We start from the raw sequence: 20377 nt of genomic DNA on the forward strand, positions 1-20377 counted from the left end.
ATTACATGTCACAATCCACACGTATTTTAATTGTTGATGATGATGAAGATGATTTTCTCATCACGAGTGACTATATAAAAAGTATTGACAGCGCTGCTTTTAAAATTGACTGGTGTTCTACATATGCAAAAGCGGTGGATCACATTCGAACTTCCGAGCATGATATATACCTGGTCGATTACCGTCTTGGAGTAAAGACCGGGCTTGACTTGTTGAAGGAAGCGGTTCGCCTGAATTGTGAACAGCCTATCATTCTGCTCACCGGAAAGGGAAACCAGGCTGTAGATAAGGAAGCCATGCAAGTGGGCGCTGTGGATTACCTTATAAAATCAGAGCTTAACACCGAGAAACTTGAACGAAGCATTCGTTACTCGCTGGAGCGTTCTGCATCGCTTAAAGCACTGCGTGCAAATGAAAGAAAATATCGCAGCATTTTTGAACGGTCCAAAGACGCTGTTTTCATAACGGATGAAGCGCTACGTTTCAAAAATATTAATAGCGCTACTGCCGAGTTATTAGGATATACCACAGAAGAACTTTCTCTTCTCTCACTATACGAACTTATCACAGAAGGTAAAGATCGTGTCTCACAAAGTCTGGAGCAGACCAAAGAGATCGATGATGCCGAAATTATACTCATCAATAAACAGGGCGAGAAGAAGATATGTATACTCTCCGCCACATTAGAGATTGATAACACCGGGGCTCCGTATGTTCAAGGTATAATTCATGATATAACAAATTTGAAGCGTGCCGAGAAGGCAGCGTTGCAAGCCGAGAAACTAGCTGCTACCGGCCGACTCGTACGAACACTTGCACATGAAGTACGCAACCCGCTAAACAATATACAGATGTCGGTAGAGCAATTGATCACTTCAAATAAATCTGAAGATGATGCATTGTTCCTGGAGATCATTCAGCGAAACTCAAAAAGAATAAACGATCTGATCACCGAACTTCTTAATTCAGCACGTCCGACAGAACTCGTATTCAAGAAAGCTATACTTCAAGCTGTATTGGATGATAGCATCAGTGCTGCGCTCGATCGGATTACTTTACAGCATATTAATATGCGCGTGCGTTACCCGGAGACACCATGCTATATTCAGGCTGACAACAGTAAATTAAAAATCGCCTTTTTGAATATTATCATCAATGCAGTGGAAGCCATGAAGGACATGCAGGGAGAACTAACCATTGCGATAAATCCTACCCCAGGAGCTTACGTGGTCGAAATCATCGACAATGGATGTGGTATTTCCTCCGAGAATATCTCTAAACTTTTTGAGCCATACTTTACTTCGAAACGAAATGGCATGGGGCTTGGCCTGGCAGCAACGCTTAATATTCTGCAGGCGCATAAGGCACATATAGATGTTAAGTCTAAAGAGAATATGGGAACTACGTTTTTGATTTCGTTTCCCGCTATAGCATAACAGGTATGAAATGTATAGCTAGCAATAAGGGTTTCAATCACTCTTAATCGCTATACTCTGTTCATTTACCTTTCCCGAATTTCAGTTTGCCTACTTCGCCTTCGTCATACCGATCGCCCGTTGCAATAGACTTCACCATATTAAAAAATGTTACCATTTTATTTGACGCGCTGTTCCAATAGTGTGCTTCCTGTACATTTACTTTTATCAGGCAAAGCTTCGGATCATCCACTCCATCCGGAAACCATGCTTTAACAAGAGGTGTCCATAATTCTTTCATCTTCGCCTTATCAACCACAACTGTACTGACACCATTTATATGTACATATACATTCTTACCAGGATGAGAATATGCAAGCGCTACGGAGTTGTCTTGTGAAGCTTCATGAATTTTTTCGGAAAACTCATTGGTAAAGAACCAAACGTTGCCTTCATCATCAGTGTCCACCGTAGCCATAGGGCGGCTCATCACTTTGCCGTTATCATCTGTTGTTATGAACATGCAGATGTTTACATCCTGCAACAGATCTTTCAATTTATCTATTGCTTCACTTCTGTTTTCAATAATTTCAAATTCCATGGTATAATTTGTTACTGATAGATATGTTTGGAACTATATATATAGCGCTGATTACTTATCGCGTTGATCCGTTATTTCATCTTGCGAATGCTCCGGATTGTTAACGATGTTTTTTTGTTCATCCGCATTTACACGCGGCTGGCGTTCCCATTCCTTTGTTTGTGCAACCGTCTCTTGGCGGTCACTTGATGATGCATTTTGTTCTGGTCCTGCCGACACTTCTGCATCGGTTACAGGCTTCTCACGCTTTTCACTGGGCACAGAACGCTCTGCTGAATTTACCGGTGAAGTTTTTTTATGCGCCGAGCGTTTACGTTGTTTTGCATGCTTTTCCATAACACTTCTTTCTGTTCTCTATAAAATTTAAATGCCTGCTCAAATAAAATGTGTTTTCGCAGGCAGTTCTTTCAGGGAGGAATTTATTCCACAGATTTATACATGCTTTCCTCGGTTTTATGATTCACTGATTGCGAATGGTTGAACAACAGTAAAATGAATAGTTTATATTTGATTTATGACTATGAAGACCACTCGAAAAGAATTTATACTGGTTGCTGAAGATGATGCTGATGATCGCTACTTAATGCAAACAGCCTTTCATGAGAAAGGGTATACTGAAAAAATTGAATTTGTTGAGAATGGCGTAGAGTTATTAAAATTCCTCGAATCAGTTGCAAACGCAGAGTATCCGGGATTCATTTTACTGGACTTGAACATGCCAAAAAAAGACGGTCGCGAAGCATTGAAAGAAATAAAGCAACATCCTGTGTTTAAGAAAATACCAGTCATTGTTTTCACTACCACAAAAAATGACACAGAGATTAAACGGTGTTATGAGCTGGGTGCTAACACGTATATAGTAAAACCGACCAGTTTTGAATCGCTGCTAAATGTAGTCGAGGAAATCCGAAGCTACTGGTTTCGGGTGGCTTCTATTCCTGCATAGATATATAGTATATAAATACCTACTGCTGTTCTTCGACAACCGGTTTCTTCTTCCGTGATCCGATAAGTTTTTGAAGCCACGGTTTAGCGCTATAGAGTAAATGTGAAGTCACATTCTTTAACATACCAGGCAAGAACAACCTGCTGATTATATTTTTCGGCAACACTTTTCTGGCCAGCAAGTCAATCGCCAGCGATGACCCGGTACTAATCAACGCATCGTTGCGTGTTTCCCGCGTAGTCATTTTCCCCAATACCTTGGTGAGGTTAAGCAAAGGCTTCATTTCCTCACGAAGTTCCTGCATATCAACTTTAATCTGTTGCTTATGGAACTGAAGCTGTGCTCTTAATTTTTCTCTTTCCCGTAAAAGATCATCATAGGTACGAATGTTACTCATAAATCCGGGCTATTAAAAAATTACGGATAAGGGGCGCTATATGCTTTTTGCGAAAGAGTAATAAAATGGCAATCAACAACCCATATACTCCTGCTACAATAAAAAATCCACCAACAATATTATTGATTGCATTTCCTATCCACCAACTCAAACCAAGTCCCGAAAACAACAGGACAAACAACGACAGCACCGTTAACAACGCTACTGTTACACCTTGAGATGCCAGACCAGTAGCCTTATCGGTAGCATTTAAAACTGCCAGCTTAAAATGGGTCTCAAAGTAATCACCTGCATGCTCAGCTAAATTTTCAGCTTTTGATTTTAACTCTTCCATAGGGTTTACTGTTTAAGGGAAGTATATAGAGCAAATGTTTAAGGTTTACATCTAAAACCAAATGGAATCGAATGAAACCTTAAACAAAAGCTTAGAGCTTATAGAATCAGCTTACAGATTCCTTCACACGACCAAAGCGTGATGCAGCTTCGGACTTTAATCCTTTCGCTTCATTCACAAATTGATCCTTTGCGCTGAGTAATTTTTCTCTGTTGCTTAATATCGCATCCGTCAGGCTACCCGCAAACTCATCTGCTGCCTTTGATATGCGCTTACGAAGATCGCTTCCTTTGTCTGGTGCAAGTAGTAATCCGATAACAGCACCAGCTGCTGCTGCACCAACAATACCTAAAATTATTTTACTGTTTCTGTTCATGGCTGTTATATTTTTAGATGTATACCAGGTTAGTAAAAAACCGTTCCAAGGGTAATGCTTTTCGAATGAATATCACCTACATAAAAATGTAATACGATTTTTTTCGCGTTATATACTTAAACACCGAAAAATCGTTTACTTTTATTGAATTGGTTTATTTACTCACTACCCAGTAAAGAGCATTTAGAGTGAAAAAGGTTTTAATCATAGATGATGAAAGGGATCTATGCGTATTGCTGAAGGCTTATCTCGTTCCTTTGCAATACGAAGTACATTTAGCCTATACGCTGAAGGATGGCATTCAGAAGTTAGAAGGTATATCTCCTGATATTATTTTTCTCGACAATAATTTACCGGACGGTTTGGGATGGGACAAAGTAGAATATATACGCACTAATTTTCCAAAAAGTGCGATCAATTTAATGAGCGCTTACAGAGGCTTTCCGCAGGAACTTGATAATATTTCATCTGTTAAATTTTTGGAGAAGCCCATCAGCCTCGGATCTCTCAAGAATTTTCTATGACTCTTCTTTTTTCTTTTTACGCTCTTCCCTTTTTTTCCGTCTGCGTTCTTTACGCTCCTCTTTCTTAGCCTTCTTTTCCAATTGCTTTACTATACCCGAATCTTCGTTTACTACAGTCTTTAACTTTAGTGTGCCTTCACGTTTTTCCTCAAAGGCCTTCACGAAACCTTCCCATAGAACATTCCACAAAACAGGTACTACTGCCACAGTGCTATCGCTCGTAACGCTGGTAATCGGCACGCGCGTTGATAACCTGTCCTTGGACTGATTCGCGAGCAAAAAGGTTGATATAGATTTCCATCCAGCTCTTTCATCGTCTGCCTTACGTTTCCCTATACTTACTCCTTTCAGATTTTCAATGACGGGCGATATATATCCTTCCGTTTTTCCATCCATCATAACTACTTCTGTATATAGATTAAAATTACCTTGCTGTATATGGATACCGGGATACGCCTTAAGAAAATCATCCCACGCTTTCAAGTCTGCATTTTCAAATTTCAGATTGATCTCGAGATCAGGAAAAGACTTTGCTACATTCATTTTAATTTTCACACCTAACATTCCGTTACCGGGAGTAACAGCCGCCAGATGCGCAGATGCAGGCAACATGCCCGGATCTTCAGTTATATTCAGAAGATTTTCTGCCGATGCATTGACAGAATTTAAAACCAATTCTGCATGAGGCACCGTAGTGGAATCATAGTAAGCAATTCTGCCATTTGTGATTTTGATGCGGTTAACACGAAGCGGCATTAACGCGCGTATCGGCTGCATCCAGTCCACATCCATTCCGTTCGTACTATTTTTACTCCCGGTAAAATTCAACTCCGAATTTTCGAAGGTGACTTGCCCCACCAGGGCTGCATCAAGCACCGCGCTCCATTCTACCGAAAGATCTATCACTGGTATATATATAAATGGACTCTCATTGTTTTCATTCTCTTTAAAAACGCGCAACTCCTTCAATTGATATGCACCTCTGTACAAGTATATATCGACATCACTCAAGGTATAGCGATACCCGGGTATAGCTGCCAATACCTTATTTACATGGCGCGTTACAAAGTAAGGCATGGACAATCGGGCTGCGAAAATGATCGCTGCAACGGCTATTAGTATCCAAACCTTCTTTGACAGTTTCATATTTATACCGTATCACTCTTTTTTCTTCATTCGCTTCTTCCTGTCCTTCTTCGCATTTTTCTCAGCAGTCAGTCTATCGGTTTGCTCTGTTCGCAAGGCTACCGATGACTTTATCCCCGAGAAAAGCGATTTCCACCAATAATTGAAAATGGCTTTCTTACGATCACGATAAAATAAAATGATGCCTGTTTGTTTTTCACCCGTCACAAATTGTCCTGCATCATCCTTTATAAATGTATTGATAGCAAGTGTCAATAAATTATTACGCACCGCCTTGTCTGTATCCTTGTCTTTACGCAGGCTTGTTATTTTTAAATCTTTATAACTCAAGTCCACCGCTCCATCCGAGCGATATTCACCAAAGCCAAAACTGAAATTAAGTTTCATCATGGTGCCGCTTTCAACCTCTACTTTTGCCTGCGGTCGTAGTATATCATTCACAAGCGTGAGAGGAAAATTGCTTAATGAGCCTTTTACCATCGCAGGTTTTTTCGTGTTTGAAAACTGGCAGGTCATTTTAAGTTTACCTTTACCCATTAGGGCACTCGAAGCTTCGAGGTAAGGCGCTGGCATTGTGGTGTCCGTTGAGATGTGAAAGATACCAGCCTCAAGCTTATCAAAATATAGTGTGCCGGTAGAGTCTGCTTCTTCGCCCAATTCTTCATACGACACATAACTATCGCGTATGCGTACCGTGTCCAACGTAAGCGAAAAGGGCAATCGCTTCAATGCGTCCATTGGCAAAGGCATATAGTCACGCTTCGGAAACGGATAATGTTTATTCCTGTATATATCCATGGCTAAACTAAATGTGAGGGCCGATGCATTTACAAAGGCAGAATCTCCGGTTTCAAAATCAAATCCATCTGCAGTAATAGCGGTAATTATACCATGGAAGCGATCGTCCTCTACACGTTTACGTCTTGCATGCTCACGCTTTGAAAACCGAGGTTTGATACGAAGTGTATCGATAGCAAGATGTCGCCTGTCTTTATCAAGGTCCAGGTGATCACTGACGATAGTATAAAATGGAGAATCGAATGTCAAAGAATCCATCGAAAGGGCATGGAACGTCCATGGCGATTCATCACGCGTGTCGTTAATGCTCAGTCCTTTTACTTGTATACTTCCTTGAATCGTTACGGTATCGCGACTTGTACTATCTTCTGTACGAAAAAAAGCATGGCGAATATTAATAGAATTTATAATGACGGAAAGATCTCCCTTTTGATCAGCGTCAAGTTTTTCTTTTTCAACATGCTTTTTGGTCATGCTGAATTTTACTTCGTCTGCAGTAACGTCATTCAGATGAATACGTTTACGGAAGAGCAATGGAAGAATGTGAAATGAATTTATTTTGCAGTTATATATCTCTGCAGAGATTTTCTTTTCCGGAATGTCAAGGGTGATGGTATCAATTTCAATCTGTCTTTGCCATAAATTCAATTGCAAAGAATCATATTTCAGAACGATACCTTTTTTACGGAGTGATGCGACTTTTTCCCGAAGTGTTTTGTGAAGGAAACCTGGCAGATAACGGTTTGCAACCAAGGCAGAAGCACTAAGTATTATTAGAATTATAATTATCGAGACATACGTTTTCCTTTTCATGTATACATGTGCTTACGGGTTTCTTAGCAGCAGCATAGAAGTTGTAGAAAGTATTTCCAAAACTCCTATGCGTACTGTAAGAAGTAAATATATAGTGGTTGTTATTATGAATTGCCTGTGTCATTTTTCTCTGCCCACTTCTTCATTTTCTTATTTGCAAAGATAGCAACCTCTACGCGTCTGTTCTGATCTTTACCCACATCGGTAGTATTATCTGCTACCGGTTGGGTTTCACCATAACCAGTCGTTGTTATACGACCGTTCTTTACATTCTGCGCATTTAGAAAAGTAGCTACAGATCTTGCTCTTTCTTCAGAGAGTTTTTGATTGTGTTCATCCGAACCAGTATTATCTGTATGACCTTCAATTAAAATGTTGGTGTCTTCATATTTATTCAGCGTAGCGGCCAGCTCACGTAAATTTTGTTGTGTTGTTGGACTCAGCTGCGATGAATTAACATTAAACAACAGACCGGAGTTAAAAGTTATCTTTATACCTTCTCCTACACGTTCTACGGTTGCGCCTTCCAGATCGCGTTTAAGTTCTTCCGCTTGTTTATCCATCTGGCGTCCTATCAATGCACCTGCTGCTCCACCCACTGTAGCACCTATAATAGCGCCCACGGCAGTGTTACCTGATCGTGATCCTATAACTCCGCCTATAGCACCTCCGGCTCCTGCACCAATAGCACCACCTTTGGTAGTGTTGGTCGCATTACAGCCCATCAGTACCTGCATGCTTATCGCTACAAGCATAAACAATACAGATACTTTACTAAGAACGCTGCTTTTGACTTTGTTCATGATTTAAATGTTTGGTTGAAGATTCTGATTTATCAAGCCCTTCTGATTACACCCAGTAATAAGGAGAGAATTGCGAGTACAATAAGAACGTGAATTAATCCGGTAGCGCTATAAACAAATACGCCTAAAAGCCATCCAATGATTAATATCACTGCGATTAAATACAATAATGATCTCATAATAGTATAGTTAAAATTAGTTTGATGTTTGTAATGCTACATCTTAAAAAAGCTTGCCACCAACCGGCTCACCTGTAGAAAAAGTTACTTCATAGTATGTGAAGTCAGTGATATATATTTTCAAATTGCCCAAGTGTAGACATTCTTATACAGCCCGGTTTATAAAAGCTGTATGCCTTTTTGGGGCACAACTTTTACAAAGGCCCATGTTATATATATCTGTATACATGAAAATCAAAAAATTGTTAATAGACCTCGCTGACATTTATCGGTTTGTTATAAACGTTATACGCGAAGTGTTTTTACCGCCTTATGACTGGAAGGAAACGTTGCGACAATGCTTTGTTGTTGGTAATCGCTCCTTGTTCTTGATTGTATTTACTTCATTTCTCGCAGGCGTTGTGTTTACACGTCAATCGCGTCCGTCACTATCTTCTTTTGGAGCGGAGTCGTGGTTGCCTTCGCTGGTGTCACAAGCGGTGGTGCGTTCCCTTGGCCCGCTAATTACAGGACTTATCTGCGCCGGGAAATTGGGATCGAATATGGGAGCTGAGCTTGGAAGTATGCGTGTAACCGAACAGATCGATGCGATGGAAGTATCGGGCACTCGCCCTTTCTCGTTTCTCGTGGCAAGTCGCGTTACGGCTGCAACGTTAATGCTTCCTTTCCTGGTAGTCTTCGCGGACATGACTGCGCTGCTGGGATCTTTTCTCACCGTAAACTTCATGAACAACTCCAGTTTCCAGCTATACTTTAATGATGTTGCTGTGTCAATCACGTATGTAGATATATTCTCTTCCCTTATAAAAGCGGCCTTCTTTGGTTTTGCTATAGGAGCGGTAGGATGTTACGCTGGCTATCATGCCGAGCGCGGCACTGCCGGAGTTGGTAAAGCTGCAAATACTGCAGTAGTGGTTTCCATGATCCTCATTTTTGTGATCGATCTGCTGAGCCTTCAATTCATTAACCTTTTCAGACGATGAACCAGGATATAGCGACAGCTTCTGCAAAGGAAAAGAATATACCGGCATCAACAGATATAGTTGTAAAGGTCCGGAATTTAAAAAAGTCATTTGGCGATACGCATGTACTCCGTGATATAAACCTCGACCTGCATAACAGTGAGAACCTGGTTATACTCGGCAGGTCTGGCACGGGTAAATCTGTACTCATTAAATGTATGGTGGGCCTCATTACGCCAGACGCTGGCTCGATTACTATACTCAACTATGATGTACTCTCGCTGAATCAAAAAGAAATGAATGAACTGCGTTTGCATGTGGGCTTTTCATTTCAAGGCAGCGCGCTATATGATTCTATGACGGTGCGCGAAAACCTGGAGTTCCCGCTCAAGAGAAATCTGGGTATAAATGATCCGCATGAACTGGAAGAGCGTGTCGTTAAAGCTCTGGAAGATGTGGGACTCGAAGATGCCATCAATAAAATGCCGGCAGAACTTTCCGGTGGTATGAAAAAAAGGATCGGTATAGCACGAACGCTAATCCTCAATCCGAAGATCATGCTATATGACGAGCCTACTGCGGGGCTTGATCCCATTACGTCCATTGAAATCAATGAGCTGATACTTAAAGTACGCGATAAGTATAAAACGTCTTCCATCATTATCACACACGACATCAGCAGCGCCCGTCACACGTCCGACCGTGTTATTGCATTGGTAGGAGGCTACAGTAAATATGAAGGTACGTTTGATGAGATCAGACAAACTACCGATCCTGAATTAGAACCATTCTTTAATTATTAACTATATGAAAACGAACGAAGTTAAACAAGATATAAAACTGGGCGCCTTTGTGCTCGCAGGGTTAGCGATCTTCATTGCAACGGTGTTTTTTATCGGAAGCGAGAACAGCATCTTCAGTAAAACCTTTACAGTAGTATCGATCTTCAAAAATGTTGAAGGATTGAAAAGAGGCGATAATGTTTGGTTGTCGGGAGTAAAGATCGGCACGGTAAAAGAAGTACAAATCGTTTCTGAAGGTAAAGTGGTAGTACAACTTCAATTGAAAGAGCGGCAAAACGAGTTTATCTCTAAAAATGCAACAGCCTATATCGGCTCCGATGGACTCGTAGGAAATAAAATTGTAGTGGTGCGCCCGGGTAATGCACATACGCATATAGATGACAACGATACTATAAATGCTGCATCACCTGCAGATACACAAGAACTCATAAATATAGCGAAAGATGTAGGGCAGAATACAAAATCGTTAACAGGCGATCTTCAAACTATATCCAAGCGAATAAAGGACGGACAAGGTGTAGTGGGAGAATTATTAAATGACGGGCAGTTTGCACAAGAGCTGCGCAGTACGGTAAGCAGTCTCAAGTCGGCAGGCAACAACATGAATCATGCTACCGCGGAATTGAATGGACTGGTATATGAAATGAAAAACGGCGATGGCGTTATCAATAAACTCCTATACGACACGAGTATGGCGAGCACGTTTGACGCAGCACTGGTGAATGTAAAAAAAGTATCCGCAAACACTGCGAAGATCGCAAGCGACTTACAGGAGGTCGTTGCAAAAGTGAACAGCAATGATAATGCATTGGGTTTATTATTGGCAGATACAACTTTTGCACAACGTATGGAAAATACATTGATCAATGCAGAAAGTGCATCCGGTAAACTGGACGAAAACATGGAAGCCATGCAGCATAATTTTCTTCTTCGCGGATATTTCAAGAAGAAGAAAAAGAACGAGCAAAAACAGTGAGAAATTTTATACCTAACACTTAAGCTTGTCTGGTTCTCGGGGATAATCATCTACAAGAAAAAGCTTGAAAACCAGAGTGGTAGTGGCACAGAGTTTTATACATATAGTATAGATTAAGATTAATCATTAAAACCCTTAGAACCATGGAAAAAACAAGCACTAAAAAAGCTTCTTCAGCGAAGGAAAGCTCTTCCGAACTCGAAGAATTTTTCGTTGACAGCCTGAAAGACATTTATTGGGCAGAAAAGCATCTTACAAAGGCATTGGCAAAAATGCAGAAGGCAGCAACCTCTGAAGAGCTTGCTAACGCTTTCGCGGATCACATTACCGTAACACAAGAGCATGTTGCACGTGTAGAAAAAGTTTTTGAACTGCTGGATAAAAAACCGCAAGCAAAAAAATGCGAAGCAATGGAAGGTTTGATCAAAGAAGGTGAAGATATCATTTCTGAAACAGAGAAAGGATCTGCTACGAGGGATGTAGGATTGATTCTTGCAGCGCAAAAAGTTGAGCACTACGAAATCGCTACCTATGGTGGTTTGGCACAACTTGCCAAAACGCTAGGGCGTGAAGATATCAAAGATATACTTGGTCAGACACTCGATGAAGAGAAGCAAGCCGATGAACTGCTGACGTCTCTCGCAGAAGCTGACATTAACGAAGCTGCTGAACAGGAGTAGGTCACATTCCCTCACAGCCGAAAGTCAGGACATACAGTCCTGACTTTTTTATTACCGACTTACTTTATGAACAACAACACATTAAATATAGCCTTAACGCATAAGGAGTTTATCCGGCTTGACCGAAACTACGAGAAGGCTGCGCAGGCAGCATCGCTTAAGTATGTTACGGATTCAAGCACCGGTATTGTGCGTATACGAAAAGGTACAGGCTATATATACCTCCTTGACCGCAAGCCACTGCGTAGCAAACGAGAACTTGAGAGGATTAAAAAACTTGCGATTCCTCCTTCATGGTCGGATGTGTGGATTTGTACCGATGAAGCAGGACATATACAAGCAACAGGGTTTGATCTTCGTCATCGTAAACAATATAGATATCATCCGTTGTGGACGGCTTTGCGCAACGAAACTAAATTCCACCGCTTGTATGAATTTGGCAAAGCGCTGCCGACTCTTCGGTTAAAACTTGAAGAAGATCTGAATCGCAAAGACCTTTGTGAGGAGCGTGTTATCGCTACTGTAATAGCGTTGATGGAGCGAACCTATATTCGTGTAGGCAATGATGGCTACGAGAAACTATATGGCTCGTATGGTTTGACAACCTTAAAAGATAAGCACGTTGCTATTGACGGAAGTAAACTTGAATTCTCTTTCAAAGGGAAGAAAGGAATATTTCACAAAGTATCGCTTCAAAACAAACGGCTTGCTAAAATAGTAAAGCAATGCAGAGAGATACCGGGCAAAGAACTCTTTCAGTACTATGATGCTAACGGACTTCGCAGGTCGATAGACTCTGGAATGGTGAATGGCTATATACAACGGGTAACCGGATTCGAATTTACTGCCAAAGATTTTAGAACATGGGCCGGATCACTTCACTTTTTACGCGAGCTTAAATCACTGGGTGAGGTGTCTTCGGATACCGAATCAAAACGAAATATACTTTCTGCACTGGATGCTGTGAGTAGAAAATTAGGGAATACGCGTACGGTGTGCCGGAAATATTATGTACACCCTGCGCTGATCAAATTATACGAAGAGCGAAATTTAAAGCGATATCTGGATGAACTGGATGCTATTGAAGTAACAGACGGCCAATCTGATCTTACAATAGACGAAAAGGTGCTGATGAAGATTCTGAAGGCGCTTCTTTGATGGTACGGCATGCAAATTTTGATTTTTTGAAAGATCGCGCCCTATAAATATATAGGCACCCTATAAATGATGGTGTAAGACTACTACCTTTGTGGCATGCTGCTTTACAACGTAACAATAGGAATAGACAAAGAAATTGAACAGGAGTGGTTGCTTTGGATGAAAGAACAATATCTTCCTGTAGTCATGAAAACAGAAATGTTTACAGATTGGAAAATGTATAGAGTGCTTCACGACCAGGACGAAGGTTCTGTTTCGTATAGCGTTCAATACTTTGCAGCAGATATTCAGGAGGTGGTGCAATTTGTAGAGCAGTTCGAGCCGGAGCTTAACAAAGCGTTTCAAAACCGCTTCAAGGACCGACACGTGGCATTCCGAACACTTTTAGAGGAAATCTGAAACGAAAAGATTTTTCTCTTTGTTTTGATGTCACCGCTTACTTCTCTTTCCTGTCAGAACTTAACATTTAAATATATATGGACGTCAGGAAAATTAACCCAGAAGAAATTCCAATGGTGCATTTCACACACCAGGATGTACTCAGTGACGAAGAACAAAAGATACTTCGTGCTCACAAACTCGTAAAAGCCGTGATGATCAGTAGCCTTGAACACCAGGATATAGGCCTTATCATGAAACTTGAAGACGGTGAAGTCATCGAAACTTTTTCAAACCTGATTGACTTCGCAGATAACTATGTTGAAGTAAAAGGAGGTTCGCTTATTCCGGTATGGGCTATCGTGGATATCGAAGCCTGACGGGAAGCCTGATAAAAAAGATACTACATATTTACATGCCATTGGGGAGTACCCCATGAACATTATTGCTCAGCATACTCAAACGCGAGGAGCCTGTCTATTGTGTACTAAAAGCAATCACCTGCTTGCATCTAAAACAGGCGATTGCTTTTCTCTATATCCAATAGACTAATCTTTTTTCTTACCTGGATATTCTTCCCGGTGTTTATCGTAAGATTTTTGTGGTTCATCGCCACTGAAGTCGAGATCAATCTTTGGTGCAGCAAGCAAGTCAACACCCTTTAGTATATCTGGCAACTTCGCAGATATAGACCAGTTCTTTCCCGACATCGATATATATACTCCACGGTCATTATCATAATATACCGGGTAATCTTTAAAGTATACATAGCGCGTTTTTGCGCGGTAACCATGTGCCGGTGCCCAGGGTGGCGGGCCTCCTGCTTTCTTCTCTGACTTGTGTTTCTTTTTGCTTTTTCCCTGCGCTTTTGTATCCACTGTTGAAAACAACGTAAATGCCAGCAGCAGGATCAGGAGTAATCTTAGATTCTTCATACTTTCAATTTGAAATTCAAAGATGAAGAACTGTTGCGGATTATACTCTCCGAAAGCCCATAAAACCTTACAGGTAGAAATAAATCAAGTATTAATGCTTGCTGTTATTCCCTGAAAAGAATTTTTCAATCTGATCGCGCTCAAGTGTACAGTTCAGCCAATCATCGCCAAACTTGGTACCGTACTTTTTATAAAAATTTATAGCAGGATCATTCCAATCCAATACTTGCCACATCATGCCCGAGCAATTCTGATCCAATGAGTGCTGCATGGTTCTGTCGAATAGTATTTTACCAATGCCTTTACCACGCTCTGCTTCGGTAACAATTATATCTTCCAGGTATAAACGTTTTCCTTTCCATGTAGAATACCGCCAATAGAACAGTGAAAGTCCAATGATACCGTTCTCATTCTCGGCAACAAAAAAACCATAGATCGGATTTATACCGAAGCCATCGATCTCCATCAGCTCAACTGTATTGATCACTTCATGGGGTGCGCGCTCATATAAAGCGAGTTCTTTCACCAACTCCAGCACACGAGGCAGATCATCTTTCTTACCGATCCGGATATTCACATTACTCATATATCAAAAATAAAAGAGGCAGCGGTATATGCTGCCTCTTGTGGTAAATATTTACAGTATTTTTTTAATTATACTTCTTCTCCTACACTTCTCAACCGCACTTCAACTCCAATTGGATTCTCCTGCTTCGTATGCGATTTTACATTTCCTTTTTCGCGATGGGAGGAATAACTCCCATGTTATACCATGCAAACACATATTGATCAGCCGTTGATTCAATCGCTTTTGAAAGATTGGATGCACCATGACCAGATTTCGTATCGATGCGAATGAGCACCGGATTTTCTCCCGACTGACTTTCCTGCAAGGCAGCGGCAAACTTGAACGAGTGTGAGGGCACAACGCGATCATCATGATCCGCTGTTGTTACCATCGTAGCAGGATAAGACACACCGGCTTTCAGTGCATGAACCGGAGAATACTTCTTTAGATACTCAAACATTTCCTTTGAATCATCTGCGGTACCATAGTCGTATGCCCAGCCTGCACCAGCCGTAAAGGTGTGATAGCGTAACATATCCATTACACCTACAGCAGGCAAAGCAACTTTGGCAAGATCAGGACGCTGCGCCATGGTTGCACCGACGAGCAAACCTCCGTTAGAGCCTCCGGATATAGCCAGGTAATTACTTGAAGTATATTTCTCCTTGATCAGGTATTCACCGGCAGCGATGAAGTCATCGAATACATTTTGTTTGTTCAGTTTGGTTCCGGCCAGGTGCCACTTCTCGCCATACTCACCACCTCCGCGTAAGTTCGGCTGCGCATATATACCACCGTTCTCAAGCCACACAATGCGCGATGTGTTAAAGCCTGGTGTAAGGCTTACACCAAAGCCGCCATACGCATATAGCATCGTTGGGTTTTTACCATTCATCTCCAGACCTTTTTTATATACGATGAACATCGGCACCTTCGTTCCATCCTTGCTGGCATAAAACACTTGTTTTGTTTCATACGCTTCAGGATCAAAGTCTACTTTTGGTTTTTCATATAGCGTAGATTTTCCGGAAGCAATATTAAATTTAAAGATCGATGTAGGGTAGGTAAAGGAAGTATAGGAATAGTATACATCTTTGTCGGTGATCCTGCCACCAAAACCATTTGCCGTGCCAATACCTGGTAGACTCACTTCGCGCTCAGGCTTACCGTTGTAATCAAATTGCTTGATCAGTGTACTCGCATCTTTCAGATAATTCACGAATAACTTTTTGCCCGCTGTGCTTACCCCTTGCAAGGCGTTCTCTGTTTCGAGTATAATATCCTTCCAATGCTCCGGAGTAGGGTTAGAGAAATCTACCGCCACGATGCGATCGTTCGGTGCGTTAAGATTTGTTTGTATAATGAGACGCGAACCATCATTGTCGATGACGTTGTGGTTGTTATCAAAATTATTTACCAGGCATACAAGCTTGCCTTTTGGATCATTCAAATCCTGAACATATAGCTCATTACCCGTGGTGCTGGTAGCAGCCGAAACTATGAGGAAACGTTCGTCCTCCGTGAGGCCGGCACCTATATATCGGCGTGGTGTCGCTTCGCCACCAAATACAAGTATATCTTCATGCTGCGGTGTACCAAGCTTGTGATAAAACAGTTTATGATGCTGTGTTTTGGAAGACAACTCGCTGCCTTTTGGTTTATCATAGCTGCTATAATAAAACCCTTCATTTCCCTTCCAGGCAATGCCGGTAAATTTTAGATCGCGAAGTGAATCTTCTACAACACTTTTATCAGCAGTCTTGATAACAATAGCTTTACGCCAATCCGATCCACCTTCAGAAATCATATAGGCTGCCATCGAACCATCCTTCGTAAAAGATACACCCGCTAAACCGGTAGTACCATCTTTTGAAAAAGTATTTGGGTCCAGGAAAACTTCTGGTGTTCCGTTCTCCTCCTTCTTACGGTAGAGCACGCTGTGGTTTTGCAATCCGTCATTCTTATAGAAATAATAATATTCGCCTTCTTTACTCGGTGCGCCTAGTCGCTCGTAATTATATACCTGTTCCAATCGCTTTTTGATTGTTTCACGATAAGGGATTTTTTCCAGGAAGCCAAACGTTACATCATTCTGCGCCTTTACCCAATCTGCAGTTTCCTTTGCAGTATCATTCTCAAGCCATCGGTATGGATCTGATACCTTTTCTCCAAAATATATATCGACCGAATCGACCTTCTGTGTTACCGGATATTTCATGTTAGTTGTTTCTTCTTTTTTTGTTGAACATGCTAACGCCATCCCTGCGAAGCAAACTATGAGTAAACGAGTTTGGGTTTTCATGCTATACATTTAAGTGCTCTTAAAATAAAAACTCTTTCTCCGCTTTACCAATTCAGTTTGGGATGAATGGCATAACTTTTTAATTACACACGTGTTATAGCGTTGATAAAACTATACAATATGAAAAGTACAGTGCTCCGTTTAGCCGCTACACTATCTTTTGCAGCTATGGTTGCCGTCAATGCGCTGGCGAATATACTTCCCATGAATGGTTTAAACACAGGTGAAGTGTCGGCACTATATCCCAGTCTTTTTACGCCTGCAGGATTAACGTTTTCAATATGGAGCGTCATTTATATTTTGCTGGGTGGCTTTATAGTGATCAGTTGGACGCAGCGTGATGACAAAAGAATTGATCGCGTGCTGGCCTGGTTTATACTTACATGTGTCTTTAACATCGGCTGGATTTTAGTGTGGCATCATTTGCTTACTGCGCTATCTGTAATCATCATGCTGGCCTTGCTCTCGGTATTAATCCTGATCTTTCGTATTGTACATGAGTCACCCTGGCAGGAGAACAAACTACAAGTATGGGTTGTGTTGCCGTTTACAATTTACCTCGCCTGGATCACGGTAGCGACCATCGCCAACATTTCCGCGCTGCTGGTTTCTCTCGAATGGAACGGTGGATTCCTATCGCAGCAAACCTGGACGATTATCATGATGACTATAGCAACGTTGCTTGCTTTCAAAATTACGTTCGACTATAAAGTCCCTTTCTTTGCCGTTGTGGTGATGTGGGCCTTGTTCGGAATATACTTCCGCTGGCAAGGTGGCGATTTCAACATCATCACCTATACATCTGTTTTGCTGATGACACTCCTCGGGTTGGGCATTTTCTATATCATGCGAAAGAGAACTTCATCGTAGCTATAAAGTTGTACGCAGATCTAGCTTTCGCTATCAAAATATAGTTTATAAAAATGCTTTCCCGTTACTTCATCGAATCCTTTTTCGATTAGTTCGCGGCTGCCATGTATATAGATGTGAAAGTTCTTATCGAGCTTGAGGATACTTTTAAAAACGCGTGCTTGTCGCTTTACAGCTTGCACCGAGATCTCGAAGTTATCCATAGGATCCAGGTTATTCGTGGTCATGAAATTGTTCCCGTAATTCCGGAATGATTCAATGACATCCGCATTACCGAGTACATCAACTTCAAATTCTGCCTTGCTGAACTCTTCTTTCGATCGGAAGAAGTCCATGGATCGATTCAACAAATCAATCTTATCTGCTTTCGATACACTGAACTCTTCCGCAAGCTGGTCTTCTACATATTGTTTCGTAAGCTTCATGAAGTTGTTCGTGTGATGGAACGCATCCGAGCGTGGCTTTACATTCAGAAAGTCATGCTTCCAGAACTGCGCATCCGACTTATTGATATTATCTACGATCAGTACTTTATACCCTTCTTCTTTTTCGGCATTCAAAATCAAGCAACCCTTATCAAGTTTCTTGATATTTATACCTTCATCGGCACTCATGCTAAACTGAGGCGACAACTTCAGATAATTCTCTTTATTCTCCGACTTAAATATACCGATTGCTTCCACACTCATATTCTGCACTTCAATAGAATCGAAGTATGCAATATATAGTTCGCCCGCTTTTATATTCGGATGCTGCGTTGCTCCATACAAGTGCTTGGCCAGGTTTACAGAGTTCTCGTGAAAAGACTCCGGCTCCTGAAATATATCCATCGCAAATTTATAGATCGGGTTGAGCGTGAAGTCTTCGTTGGAAAATGTAAATGTATAGTACTCGGGTGTAGTGAAGTTCGAGAGAAAGTATGTACGCAAAAGCTGATGTACCTTTTCATCATTCACTTCCATAGGCGCTTCCGATAGACGGAGCGATTCACTATTGGCCGGGTTGCCGATATAGTGTGCCGATACTTGCTGAATGTTGGTTAGCGATGAATCGATCATAGTGGATTAAGCATTAAAAAATATAGCCCACGGAATTTATACCGCGGGCTTGTATTCAATTTGTTATCGTTATTATTAGTTGATGAGATCAAAACCTGTATAGGGCACCAATACTTTCGGTATACGGATGCCTTCTTTGGTTTGGTTATTCTCCAGTATAGCGGCAACAATACGCGGCAGTGCCAGCGCACTTCCGTTCAGGGTATGCAGCAACTGCGTTTTACCTTCTTTGCCTTTATACCGAAGCTTGAGGCGATTTGCCTGGAAGGTTTCAAAGTTACTTACAGAACTTACCTCCAGCCAACGTTGCTGTGCTGCAGAGTATACTTCCATATCGTACGTGATAGCAGCATTAAAACCCATGTCGCCACCGCAGAGTAATAACTTGCGATAGGGCAATTCGAGTTTCTCCAACAAGCCCTGTACATGTGCACACATATCTTCCAGCGCGTCGTATGATTCTTCTGGTTTCCGGATCTGCACGATCTCAACTTTATCGAATTGATGCAGACGATTCAAGCCCCGCACATGCGCACCCCAGCTTCCTGCTTCACGTCTGAAGCAAGGAGTATATCCTGCATTCTTGATGGGCAGATCATCTTCCGTTACCAGAACATCACGGTATAGATTGGTGATCGGTACCTCGGCTGTCGGAATCAGGTATAGGCCGTCTTCATTTACGAAGTACATCTGCCCTTCCTTATCCGGCAATTGTCCTGTGCCATAACCGGACGCTTCGTTCACCACGATAGGCGGTTGAATTTCGCGGTAGCCCAACCGTGTTGCCTCATCTAAAAAGAAATTGATGAGCGCACGCTGCAGGCGGGCACCTTTGCCTTTATATACCGGGAACCCCGCACCGGAGATTTTTATACCCAAATCGAAATCGATTATATCATATTTCTTGATCAGGTCCCAATGCGGAACTGCCTCACTATAGAGCTCGGGAACTGTACCGTGGCTATATACTTCTATATTATCATCGGCACCAACACCGGCTGGTACTTTATCGTGCGGTACATTGGGAATCTTATATAGCAGCTCGAGTTGCTTTTTCTCATATACATCCAATGATGTCTCAAGCGACTTCACTTTATCTTTATCCGCGGTAACAGCAGCGCGCAATGCAGTAGCTTCGTCTTGCTTTCCCGACTTCATTAACTCTCCGATTTTTTTTGAATCGACATTAGATTTAGCTTTCAGCTCATCGAGAATTTTCTGAGTATCTCTTCGTAGCTGATCGTTCTCGAGTACCTGGTTTATAAGGTTCTCTGCATCTTTGAAATTCCGTTTTGCCAAACCCTGAATGATCTTCTCGGTTTGTTCGCGGACAGTAGCAAGCTGTAACATGGGTA

Annotated in this window: 25 protein-coding genes; 11 read left to right on the forward strand and 14 right to left on the reverse strand. The window is 41.7% G+C overall.

Annotated features, from left to right (window positions below; all coding sequences use genetic code 11):
* Nucleotides 1-5 precede the first annotated feature (5 nt).
* Nucleotides 6-1436, forward strand: a complete 1431-nt coding sequence (locus B5Y40_RS14350; protein ID WP_079687489.1) for a hybrid sensor histidine kinase/response regulator — start codon at nucleotides 6-8, stop codon at nucleotides 1434-1436.
* A 61-nt stretch (nucleotides 1437-1497) separates the two neighbouring features.
* Here B5Y40_RS14350 and B5Y40_RS14355 read toward each other — a convergent pair whose 3' ends face one another.
* The gene (locus B5Y40_RS14355) at nucleotides 1498-2016 is read right to left on the reverse strand and encodes a pyridoxamine 5'-phosphate oxidase family protein (protein ID WP_079687490.1); all 519 of its coding nucleotides are present in this window, start codon (nucleotides 2014-2016) and stop codon (nucleotides 1498-1500) included.
* 51 nt (nucleotides 2017-2067) lie between these two features.
* Nucleotides 2068-2352 carry a hypothetical protein gene (locus tag B5Y40_RS14360; protein ID WP_079687491.1) on the reverse strand — a complete coding sequence of 95 codons (285 nt, stop codon included), beginning with the start codon at nucleotides 2350-2352 and terminating at the stop codon, nucleotides 2068-2070.
* A gap of 178 nt (nucleotides 2353-2530) precedes the next feature.
* Here B5Y40_RS14360 and B5Y40_RS14365 point away from each other — a divergent pair, with 178 nt between their 5' ends.
* The gene (locus B5Y40_RS14365) at nucleotides 2531-2962 is read left to right on the forward strand and encodes a response regulator (RefSeq protein WP_143785777.1); all 432 of its coding nucleotides are present in this window, start codon (nucleotides 2531-2533) and stop codon (nucleotides 2960-2962) included.
* Between the two features lie 19 nt (nucleotides 2963-2981).
* On the opposite strand, the gene B5Y40_RS14370 is transcribed toward B5Y40_RS14365, so the two are convergent.
* The 3 genes from B5Y40_RS14370 to B5Y40_RS14380 all read right to left on the reverse strand — a co-directional run bounded on the left by B5Y40_RS14370 (nucleotide 2982) and on the right by B5Y40_RS14380 (nucleotide 4069).
* Nucleotides 2982-3359, reverse strand: a complete 378-nt coding sequence (locus B5Y40_RS14370) for a hypothetical protein (protein WP_079687493.1) — start codon at nucleotides 3357-3359, stop codon at nucleotides 2982-2984.
* The gene (locus B5Y40_RS14375; RefSeq protein WP_079687494.1) at nucleotides 3352-3693 is read right to left on the reverse strand and encodes a phage holin family protein; all 342 of its coding nucleotides are present in this window, start codon (nucleotides 3691-3693) and stop codon (nucleotides 3352-3354) included. Before B5Y40_RS14375 ends, B5Y40_RS14370 begins: the two co-directional genes overlap by 8 nt.
* Nucleotides 3694-3799: 106 nt before the next feature.
* Nucleotides 3800-4069, reverse strand: a complete 270-nt coding sequence (locus tag B5Y40_RS14380; RefSeq protein WP_079687495.1) for a YtxH domain-containing protein — start codon at nucleotides 4067-4069, stop codon at nucleotides 3800-3802.
* A 188-nt stretch (nucleotides 4070-4257) separates the two neighbouring features.
* Here B5Y40_RS14380 and B5Y40_RS14385 point away from each other — a divergent pair, with 188 nt between their 5' ends.
* Complete coding sequence (locus tag B5Y40_RS14385; protein ID WP_079687496.1) at nucleotides 4258-4593, forward strand: response regulator; 336 nt, start codon at nucleotides 4258-4260, stop codon at nucleotides 4591-4593.
* Here B5Y40_RS14385 and B5Y40_RS14390 read toward each other — a convergent pair.
* From B5Y40_RS14390 to B5Y40_RS29380, 4 genes are all read right to left on the reverse strand, one after another.
* Entirely contained in the window at nucleotides 4588-5739 is a 1152-nt protein-coding gene (locus B5Y40_RS14390) for a DUF748 domain-containing protein (protein WP_079687497.1), read from the reverse strand. The two genes, B5Y40_RS14385 and B5Y40_RS14390, sit on opposite strands and share 6 nt — an antisense overlap.
* A 12-nt stretch (nucleotides 5740-5751) precedes the next feature.
* Nucleotides 5752-7350, reverse strand: a complete 1599-nt coding sequence (locus tag B5Y40_RS14395) for a DUF748 domain-containing protein (protein WP_079687498.1) — start codon at nucleotides 7348-7350, stop codon at nucleotides 5752-5754.
* 104 nt (nucleotides 7351-7454) lie between these two features.
* Nucleotides 7455-8153 carry a YiaD family glycine zipper/OmpA-like lipoprotein gene (locus tag B5Y40_RS14400; protein ID WP_079687499.1) on the reverse strand — a complete coding sequence of 233 codons (699 nt, stop codon included), beginning with the start codon at nucleotides 8151-8153 and terminating at the stop codon, nucleotides 7455-7457.
* 32 nt (nucleotides 8154-8185) lie between these two features.
* On the reverse strand, nucleotides 8186-8332 hold the full coding sequence (locus B5Y40_RS29380) for a lmo0937 family membrane protein (protein WP_143785778.1): 147 nt from the start codon (nucleotides 8330-8332) through the stop codon (nucleotides 8186-8188).
* A gap of 227 nt (nucleotides 8333-8559) precedes the next feature.
* Here B5Y40_RS29380 and B5Y40_RS14405 point away from each other — a divergent pair, with 227 nt between their 5' ends.
* From B5Y40_RS14405 to B5Y40_RS14435, 7 genes are all read left to right on the forward strand, one after another.
* On the forward strand, nucleotides 8560-9315 hold the full coding sequence (locus tag B5Y40_RS14405; protein WP_245840551.1) for an MlaE family ABC transporter permease: 756 nt from the start codon (nucleotides 8560-8562) through the stop codon (nucleotides 9313-9315).
* Entirely contained in the window at nucleotides 9312-10097 is a 786-nt protein-coding gene (locus tag B5Y40_RS14410) for an ABC transporter ATP-binding protein (protein WP_079687501.1), read from the forward strand. Before B5Y40_RS14405 ends, B5Y40_RS14410 begins: the two co-directional genes overlap by 4 nt.
* A 4-nt stretch (nucleotides 10098-10101) precedes the next feature.
* A complete protein-coding gene (locus B5Y40_RS14415; RefSeq protein WP_079687502.1) occupies nucleotides 10102-11073 on the forward strand; it encodes an MlaD family protein in 972 nt (323 codons plus the stop codon).
* Nucleotides 11074-11216: 143 nt separating this feature from the next.
* Complete coding sequence (locus B5Y40_RS14420) at nucleotides 11217-11753, forward strand: YciE/YciF ferroxidase family protein (RefSeq protein ID WP_079687503.1); 537 nt, start codon at nucleotides 11217-11219, stop codon at nucleotides 11751-11753.
* A gap of 66 nt (nucleotides 11754-11819) precedes the next feature.
* A complete protein-coding gene (locus tag B5Y40_RS14425) occupies nucleotides 11820-12911 on the forward strand; it encodes a DNA topoisomerase IB (RefSeq protein WP_079687504.1) in 1092 nt (363 codons plus the stop codon).
* A gap of 96 nt (nucleotides 12912-13007) precedes the next feature.
* Entirely contained in the window at nucleotides 13008-13310 is a 303-nt protein-coding gene (locus B5Y40_RS14430; RefSeq protein ID WP_079687505.1) for a DUF4286 family protein, read from the forward strand.
* Nucleotides 13311-13387: 77 nt separating this feature from the next.
* Nucleotides 13388-13669 carry a hypothetical protein gene (locus tag B5Y40_RS14435; RefSeq protein ID WP_079687506.1) on the forward strand — a complete coding sequence of 94 codons (282 nt, stop codon included), beginning with the start codon at nucleotides 13388-13390 and terminating at the stop codon, nucleotides 13667-13669.
* A 168-nt stretch (nucleotides 13670-13837) separates the two neighbouring features.
* Here the strand turns inward: B5Y40_RS14435 and B5Y40_RS14440 are convergent, their stop codons facing one another.
* The 3 genes from B5Y40_RS14440 to B5Y40_RS14450 form a co-directional block, all read right to left on the reverse strand.
* Entirely contained in the window at nucleotides 13838-14224 is a 387-nt protein-coding gene (locus B5Y40_RS14440) for a hypothetical protein (RefSeq protein WP_079687507.1), read from the reverse strand.
* A 91-nt stretch (nucleotides 14225-14315) separates the two neighbouring features.
* On the reverse strand, nucleotides 14316-14810 hold the full coding sequence (locus B5Y40_RS14445; protein ID WP_079687508.1) for a GNAT family N-acetyltransferase: 495 nt from the start codon (nucleotides 14808-14810) through the stop codon (nucleotides 14316-14318).
* A gap of 139 nt (nucleotides 14811-14949) precedes the next feature.
* Entirely contained in the window at nucleotides 14950-17094 is a 2145-nt protein-coding gene (locus B5Y40_RS14450) for a prolyl oligopeptidase family serine peptidase (RefSeq protein WP_079687509.1), read from the reverse strand.
* Between the two features lie 120 nt (nucleotides 17095-17214).
* Between B5Y40_RS14450 and B5Y40_RS14455 the strand changes: the two genes are divergently transcribed.
* Nucleotides 17215-17964: a tryptophan-rich sensory protein gene (locus B5Y40_RS14455; protein ID WP_079687510.1), complete on the forward strand. Its 750-nt coding sequence runs from the start codon at nucleotides 17215-17217 to the stop codon at nucleotides 17962-17964.
* Nucleotides 17965-17984: 20 nt separating this feature from the next.
* On the opposite strand, the gene B5Y40_RS14460 is transcribed toward B5Y40_RS14455, so the two are convergent.
* Together B5Y40_RS14460 and serS are read right to left on the reverse strand one after the other, a co-directional pair.
* Nucleotides 17985-19022 carry a nucleoid-associated protein gene (locus tag B5Y40_RS14460; protein ID WP_079687511.1) on the reverse strand — a complete coding sequence of 346 codons (1038 nt, stop codon included), beginning with the start codon at nucleotides 19020-19022 and terminating at the stop codon, nucleotides 17985-17987.
* Nucleotides 19023-19097: 75 nt separating this feature from the next.
* Nucleotides 19098-20372, reverse strand: a complete 1275-nt coding sequence (serS, locus tag B5Y40_RS14465; protein ID WP_079687512.1) for a serine--tRNA ligase — start codon at nucleotides 20370-20372, stop codon at nucleotides 19098-19100.
* Nucleotides 20373-20377: the final 5 nt, after the last annotated feature.

Origin of the sequence: Ohtaekwangia koreensis, assembly GCF_900167975.1 — a bacterium.
GTDB classification, from domain to species: domain Bacteria; phylum Bacteroidota; class Bacteroidia; order Cytophagales; family Cyclobacteriaceae; genus Ohtaekwangia; species Ohtaekwangia koreensis.